This is a genomic window from Mycobacterium sp., from assembly GCF_040509115.1.
Taxonomy (GTDB): domain Bacteria; phylum Actinomycetota; class Actinomycetes; order Mycobacteriales; family Mycobacteriaceae; genus Mycobacterium.
The window spans coordinates 1-7,034 of the sequence record NZ_JBEVLO010000446.1 but is presented as its reverse complement, the minus strand read 5'-3'; the positions used below and the strand labels follow the sequence as shown (position 1 = coordinate 7,034).

Sequence of the window (7,034 nt, the reverse complement as noted above, 5' to 3'; positions counted from 1 at the left end):
TCTCGATGACCTACGCCGTCGTCCCCGCACTGCGGTTCAACCCCGAACTCGCCGCGATCTACGAGCCGCTGCTGACCAGCCGGGTCTACGACCCCGAACTCAGGGTGCCCGCCACCAAGGCCGGTCTCACGGCAGGGATGTCGATGACCGAGAAGCAGGGCGGCTCCGACGTGCGGGCGGGCACCACACAGGCCACGCCGAACGGGGACGGCAGCTACTCGTTGCGCGGGCACAAGTGGTTCACCTCGGCGCCGAGGTCGGACGTGTTCCTGGTGCTGGCGCTGGCCTCCGGGGGCGCGCGAAGCGACGGGGGATCCTCCAGGGGCGAGCGAAGCGACGGGGGATCCTCCGGGGGGTTGTCGTGCTTCTTCCTGCCGCGCGTCCTGCCCGACGGCAGCCGCAACCGAATGTTCCTTCAGCGCTTGAAGGACAAGCTCGGCAACCACGCCAACGCCTCAAGCGAGGTCGAGTACGACGGTGCCACCGCGTGGCTGGTCGGCGAGGAGGGACGCGGTGTCCCCACCATCATCGAGATGGTCAACCTGACCCGACTGGACTGCACGCTTGGCAGCGCGACGAGCATGCGCACCGGCCTCACCCGCGCCATCCACCACGCGCAGCACCGAATGGCGTTCGGCGCGTACCTGATCGACCAGCCGTTGATGCGCAACGTTCTTGCCGACCTCGCCGTCGAGGCCGAGGCCGCGACCATGCTGGCGATGCGGATGGCCGGGGCCACCGATGCAGCCGTGCGCGGCGACGAACGCGAAACGCTGCTGCGTCGCATCGGGCTGGCCGCCGGGAAGTACTGGGTGTGCAAGCGCGCCACGCCCCACGCCGCCGAGGCCATGGAATGTCTCGGTGGCAACGGCTACGTCGAGGAATCCGGCATGCCGCGGCTGTACCGCGAAGCCCCGCTGATGGGCATTTGGGAGGGCTCGGGCAACGTCAGCGCGCTGGATGCGTTGCGCGCCATGGCCACCCGGCCCGAGTGCATCGACGTCCTCTTCGACGAGCTCGGAAGGACGACGGGCCACGACCCACGGTTGGACGCCCACGTGCGGGCACTGCGCCCGCAACTCGACGACCTGGAGACCATCCAGTACCGCGCCCGCCAGATCGCCGAGGACATCTCGCTGGCGCTGCAGGGTTCGCTGATGGTGCGCTTCGGGCATCCCGCCGTCGCCGAGGCCTTCCTGGCCAGCAGGCTTGGCGGGCAGTGGGGTGGGGCGTTCGGCACGCTGCCGGTCGGCCTGGATCTCGCCCCGATCATCGAACGCGCGATGGTGAAGGGGTGACTTTCGCCAGCGAGCGTGCGCGAAGTGCCGTGCGACGGCGGCGGGTCGCGTACGGACACGCACGCTCTGCGGAGCGCGGGGCCACGCAATGACGCATGCGATCAGGCCCGTGGACTTCGACGCTCTGAAGACGATGACCTACGAGGTCACCGACCGGGTCGCGCGAATCACGTTCAACCGTCCCGAAAAAGGCAACGCGATCGTCGCGGACACGCCGCTGGAGCTGTCGGCGCTCGTCGAACGCGCCGACCTCGACCCGAACGTCCACGTCATCCTGGTGTCCGGCCGTGGCGAGGGGTTCTGCGCAGGCTTCGATCTGTCCGCCTACGCCGACCGCACCTCCTCGGCGGGTGGCACGGGCAGCTACAAGGGCACCGTGCTCGACGGCAAGACCCAGGCCATCAACCACCTGCCGGATGCGCCGTGGGACCCGATGATCGACTACCAGATGATGAGTCGCTTCGTGCGCGGCTTCGCCAGCCTGATGCACTGCGACAAACCCACGGTGGTGAAGATCCACGGATACTGCGTGGCAGGTGGAACCGACATCGCGCTGCACGCCGACCAGGTGATCACCGCGTCGGACGCCAAGATCGGCTACCCGCCGATGCGGGTGTGGGGCGTCCCAGCGGCGGGACTGTGGGCGCACCGGCTGGGCGACCAACGCGCCAAACGCCTTCTCTTCACCGGTGATTGCATCAGCGGAGCGCAGGCCGCCGACTGGGGGCTGGCCGTCGAGGCCCCGGACCCCGCCGATCTCGAGGAGCGCACCGAACGCCTCGTCGCGCGCATCGCCGCCATGCCCGTCAACCAACTCATCATGGCCAAGCTGGCGCTCAACACCGCGCTCTACAACCAAGGCATTGCCACCAGTCGGATGGTCAGCACGGTGTTCGACGGCGTCGCGCGGCACACCCCAGAAGGGCACGCCTTCGTCGCCGAAGCCACCCAGCACGGCTTCCGGGAAGCGGTGCGCAGCCGCGACGAGCCCTACGGAGACGCCGGCCGCCGGACGTCCGGGGTCTAGGGCCGTGACGCTGCGCCGGATGACCGCCAGATCGGTCGTGCTCAGCGTGCTGCTCGGCGCGCATCCGGCCTGGGCATCGGCGGCCGAACTCGTCAGGCTCACTAGTGATTTCGACATCAGGGAGCCGACGCTTCGGGTGGCGCTGACCCGCATGGTCGGCGCCGGTGACCTGGTGCGCTCGGCCGATGGCTACCGGCTCGCCGACCGCCTCCTCGCCAGGCAGCGTCGCCAGGACGACGCACTGGACCCGAAGTTGCGGCGCTGGAACGGCACCTGGCTTACTCTGGTGATCACCAGCGTCGGCACCGATGCCCGCAGCCGCGCCCTGCTACGAACGGCGCTGCACGACAAGCGGTTCGGTGAGCTACGTGAGGGGGTCTGGATGCGGCCCGCCAACCTCGACCCGGCGACGACCGACGACCTGCGCGACCGGGTGAGGGTGCTCCGCGCTCGCGACGACGATCCGGTCGGACTAGTCGCCCACCTGTGGGACCTGCCCGCCTGGACGCGCACGGGTCACCGGCTGCTCGACGACATGTCCGGCGCCGCCGACGTTCCCGGTCGTTTCGCCGCCGCCGCTGGCATGGTGCGCCACCTGCTCACCGACCCCGTACTACCCGATGAACTGCTGCCCGACGACTGGCCGGGAGCGGCCCTGCGGCACGCCTATCACGACTTCGCCGCCGAACTCGCGGCGCGGCGCGACGACACCGAACTGATGGAGGCCAAATGAATACACCGGGCGGCGTACGGGTCGAGCGCAACGGCCCCGTCACGACGGTCGTCATGGATCGGCCCCAGGCGCGCAACGCCGTCAACGGACCTGCCGCCGCCGAACTGTTCGCCGCATTCCAGGAGTTCGACCGCGACGACTCCGCGTCCGTCGCGGTGCTCTGGGGAGACAACGGAACATTCTGTGCCGGAGCCGATCTCAAGGCGATCGGCACCCCGGAGGCCAACCCCGTGCATCGCACCGGGCCCGGTCCGATGGGCCCGACGCGAATGGTGCTGTCCAAACCCGTCATTGCCGCCGTCAGCGGGTTCGCCGTCGCGGGCGGGCTCGAACTGGCCCTCTGGTGCGACATGCGGGTCGTCGAGGAGGACGCCGTCTTCGGGGTCTACTGCCGACGATGGGGAGTGCCGCTGATCGACGGCGGCACGGTGCGCCTGCCCCGCCTGATCGGGCACAGCCGCGCGATGGACCTGATTCTCACCGGCCGCAGCGTCGACGCCGCCGAGGCCTTCGCGATCGGGTTGGCGAATCGCGTGGTGGCCAGCGGTCAGGCCCGTGCGGCGGCCGAGGCGCTGGCCGCCGAACTGGCCGGATTTCCGCAGGGCTGCCTGCGCGCCGACCGGCTGTCGGCCCTGCACCAGTGGGGAGTCCCCGAGCAGGACGCGATGGACCTGGAGTTCGGCAGCATGTCGCGGGTGGCCGCCGAATCACTGGCAGGCGCAGCGCGATTCGCCGGTGGCGCGGGTCGGCACGGGGCCAGCGCGTGACCGTCAGCCCTTGCTGATCGTGTTCCCAGAACCCGTGTCGTTGACGGACGGCTCGCCGGCCTTGTAGGTGACGGCATTGTTCAGGCCGACGACGTTGAGACCGTCGTTGACCGCATCGAGGCTGATCTTGTTGTCGGCGCCACCGATGTTCACGTTGGCGCAGGTGCCCTGAACGGTCAGCGTGTTGTTGGACCCGCCGACCGTGAGCGACTTGCCGTCGGCACAGTCGATGGTCGCCGTCGTGCCGAACGATCCGTAGTTGATCGTGTTGCCGACTTCCACCTGGACGCCCGAGCTGCCCGCGGTCGCCGTCGGCGAATCACCGTCGCCGCTGGAACCGCAGCCAACCAGGACGAGCGCGGCACACGCCAACGCGCCCGTCGAGCCAATGAGTCGTGCCCGCATCGTCTCTCGCTTCCGGTCGGACGCAGCGAAGGCGAAGGCCTGAGCCATGGATGCCCTGCGGCGCCGTACCCCAGCCTAGGCGGGAATCCGATCGAGGCGATTCGTCATGCCCAGCTCGCGGCCCCGATCCCAGAGCAGAGGATCGCCGCCGCGGAAGAGGACGGTCTGGTCGTTGCCGTAGACGGTGATGTCGTTGATGACGTTGTCGGCGACCACGACGTTCGACGACCCCTGCACCGAGATGGCCCAGCACGTGCCCATGGCCGTGATGTAGTTCCCCGTGCCGACGACGATCAGCGCCGACTCGTTGCAGTCCAGGGTCTGGCTGATGCCCTGCCCGGTGATGTGGGTGTCCCCGTTCTTGGCCTGCGCGGCCGGAGTCCCGATGCCCACCAACAACGCGCCCGTCGCGAGCGCCAGCATCATGGCCTTCAGCTTCATGGGCCGACTCTAACGTTGCTGGAACCCGGTCGTGCGGCACTTGGCGCTACCGGGTGGTGCCACGCCGGCCGCTGTCGCCCCGACGACGGGACTGACTCGGGCTGACCTCGCGGGTTAGAGTCATTCGCTGTCCCCAAAACGGGAACCACACGGCGATCCGAAGGAACTTGACGACATGCCAGCTCGGCCGGGACCGCAGTCGGCGGCGCGAGTCGCGCGGACGGCGGCGTCCGGGTCGGCTCGAACGCGCGGTCAGGCGCGGACCACCAAACTCAGCCGCGATGCCATCGTCAACGCCGCCCTGACGTTCCTGGACCGGGAGGGCTGGGACGCCCTTACGATCAACGCACTCGCCACCCAACTCGGCACCAAGGGGCCGTCGCTCTACAACCACGTGGACAGCCTCGAGGATCTGCGCAGGACCGTGCGTATGCGCGTGATCGGCGACCTCATCGGCATGCTCAACACCGTCGGCGAGGGGCGCACCCGCGACGATGCCGTGGTCTCGATGGCCAGCGCCTACCGCAGCTACGCGCATCACCACCCCGGCCGCTACTCGGCCTTCACCCGGATGCCGCTGGGCGGTGACGACCCCGAATACACCGCCGCGACGCGGGCCGCGGCGGGTCCGGTGATCGCGGTACTGTCCTCCTACGGGCTCGACGGCGAGAACGGATTCTTCGCCGCGCTGGAATTCTGGTCTGCACTGCATGGTTTCGTTCTGCTGGAGATGACCGGCGTGATGGATGACATCGACACCGACGCGGTCTTCACCGACATGGTGCTGAGGCTCGCCGCCGGGATGGAAAGGCGCTGATCTCCCGCATCCCCGCGGCCCTCCGACGCGCTTTGACCTGCGCCACCGGATAAAGGTATTGTGGTCGATCGTGCCTGGCCGATAGGGCGCTTGGGGCTGCGATGCCCACAAGCAAGCCTGCACGCCGGGCCAATTCGCATGTCCACGAAGCATCGCAGAGATTCGGTGTTCGGGCGCGTGCGACACACCCGGTCGCGGGGTAACTGGGCAGGGTGTAACCGCAGTACACAGACTTGAGAACGACCGTCGTAACAGCAGAGCAAGCAACACGAGTAACCGAGATCAACCTAGAAAGCCGGTACATGCCAACCATCAACCAGCTGGTCCGCAAGGGTCGCCGGGACAAGATCGCCAAGGTCAAGACCGCGGCCCTCAAGGGCAGCCCGCAGCGTCGCGGCGTGTGCACTCGCGTGTACACCACCACCCCGAAGAAGCCGAACTCGGCGCTTCGGAAGGTCGCACGTGTGCGTCTGACCAGCGCGGTCGAGGTCACCGCCTACATCCCCGGCGAGGGCCACAACCTGCAGGAGCACTCGATGGTGCTGGTTCGCGGTGGTCGTGTGAAGGACCTCCCCGGCGTGCGTTACAAGATCATTCGCGGCTCGCTGGACACCCAGGGTGTGAAGAGTCGCAAGCAGGCCCGGAGCCGCTACGGCGCCAAGAAGGAGAAGAGCTAATGCCGCGCAAGGGCCCCGCACCCAAGCGGCCGCTGGTCAATGACCCGGTCTACGGTTCGCAGCTGGTCACCCAGCTCGTCAACAAGGTTCTGCTGGACGGGAAGAAATCCCTCGCCGAACGCATTGTCTATGGTGCGCTGGAGCAGGCCCGTGACAAGACCGGCACCGACCCGGTCGTCACCCTCAAGCGCGCCCTCGACAACGTGAAGCCCGCACTCGAGGTTCGCAGCAGGCGCGTCGGCGGTGCCACCTACCAGGTGCCCGTCGAGGTCCGCCCGGAGCGGTCCACCACCCTCGCCCTGCGTTGGCTGGTGAGCTTCTCCAAGCAACGCCGCGAGAAGACCATGGTCGAACGTCTGGCCAACGAGCTGCTGGACGCAAGCAACGGCCTGGGTGCCGCCGTCAAGCGACGGGAAGACACCCACAAGATGGCCGAGGCGAACCGGGCCTTCGCGCACTACCGCTGGTGATCATCGCCCGCGGTCGCGGAACAAACCGTTGGCGACATCGCTGTCAGTCGACCCGGGCACATCAGAACACCGAACTAGCAAGCGAAAGAGTGGGAACTTAGCCGTGGCACAGGACGTGCTGACCGACCTCACGAAGGTCCGCAACATCGGCATCATGGCGCACATCGACGCCGGTAAGACGACGACGACCGAGCGCATCCTCTACTACACCGGTATCAGCTACAAGATCGGTGAAGTTCACGATGGCGCCGCCACGATGGACTGGATGGAGCAGGAGCAGGAGCGGGGTATCACCATTACCTCGGCCGCTACCACCTGCTTCTGGGACGGCAACCAGATCAACATCATCGACACCCCCGGGCACGTCGACTTCACCGTCGAGGTGGAGCGCAGCCTGCG

General features: G+C 68.0%; 10 protein-coding genes. 8 read left to right on the top strand and 2 right to left on the bottom strand.

Annotation, left to right across the window (positions count from 1 at the left end; all coding sequences use genetic code 11):
- From ABW137_RS30695 to ABW137_RS30680, 4 genes are all read left to right on the top strand, one after another.
- Window positions 1-1,298 (top strand): acyl-CoA dehydrogenase family protein (locus ABW137_RS30695; RefSeq protein ID WP_526405816.1); only part of this gene is annotated, 1,298 nt, incomplete at its 5' end.
- 88 nt (window positions 1,299-1,386) lie between these two features.
- Window positions 1,387-2,325, top strand: coding sequence for an enoyl-CoA hydratase/isomerase family protein (locus ABW137_RS30690; RefSeq protein ID WP_526405814.1), 939 nt, complete (start codon window positions 1,387-1,389; stop codon window positions 2,323-2,325).
- 10 nt (window positions 2,326-2,335) lie between these two features.
- Complete coding sequence (locus tag ABW137_RS30685; protein ID WP_526405820.1) at window positions 2,336-3,058, top strand: PaaX family transcriptional regulator C-terminal domain-containing protein; 723 nt, start codon at window positions 2,336-2,338, stop codon at window positions 3,056-3,058.
- On the top strand, window positions 3,055-3,825 hold the full coding sequence (locus tag ABW137_RS30680; protein WP_526405813.1) for a crotonase/enoyl-CoA hydratase family protein: 771 nt from the start codon (window positions 3,055-3,057) through the stop codon (window positions 3,823-3,825). The genes ABW137_RS30685 and ABW137_RS30680 overlap by 4 nt, the downstream gene beginning before the upstream one ends.
- A gap of 3 nt (window positions 3,826-3,828) precedes the next feature.
- On the opposite strand, the gene ABW137_RS30675 is transcribed toward ABW137_RS30680, so the two are convergent.
- Both ABW137_RS30675 and ABW137_RS30670 read right to left on the bottom strand, forming a co-directional pair.
- Entirely contained in the window at window positions 3,829-4,230 is a 402-nt protein-coding gene (locus ABW137_RS30675) for a DUF3060 domain-containing protein (RefSeq protein WP_526405811.1), read from the bottom strand.
- A gap of 75 nt (window positions 4,231-4,305) precedes the next feature.
- Entirely contained in the window at window positions 4,306-4,671 is a 366-nt protein-coding gene (locus tag ABW137_RS30670) for a DUF3060 domain-containing protein (protein WP_526405809.1), read from the bottom strand.
- 175 nt (window positions 4,672-4,846) lie between these two features.
- Between ABW137_RS30670 and ABW137_RS30665 the strand changes: the two genes are divergently transcribed.
- From ABW137_RS30665 to ABW137_RS30650, 4 genes are all read left to right on the top strand, one after another.
- Window positions 4,847-5,488, top strand: a complete 642-nt coding sequence (locus tag ABW137_RS30665; protein ID WP_526405807.1) for a TetR/AcrR family transcriptional regulator — start codon at window positions 4,847-4,849, stop codon at window positions 5,486-5,488.
- A gap of 302 nt (window positions 5,489-5,790) precedes the next feature.
- A complete protein-coding gene (gene rpsL, locus ABW137_RS30660; RefSeq protein WP_163733607.1) occupies window positions 5,791-6,165 on the top strand; it encodes a 30S ribosomal protein S12 in 375 nt (124 codons plus the stop codon).
- On the top strand, window positions 6,165-6,635 hold the full coding sequence (gene rpsG / locus ABW137_RS30655; protein WP_056557334.1) for a 30S ribosomal protein S7: 471 nt from the start codon (window positions 6,165-6,167) through the stop codon (window positions 6,633-6,635). The genes rpsL and rpsG overlap by 1 nt, the downstream gene beginning before the upstream one ends.
- A gap of 154 nt (window positions 6,636-6,789) precedes the next feature.
- A partial coding sequence (locus ABW137_RS30650; protein ID WP_526405818.1) for a GTP-binding protein occupies window positions 6,790-7,034 on the top strand: 245 nt, incomplete at its 3' end.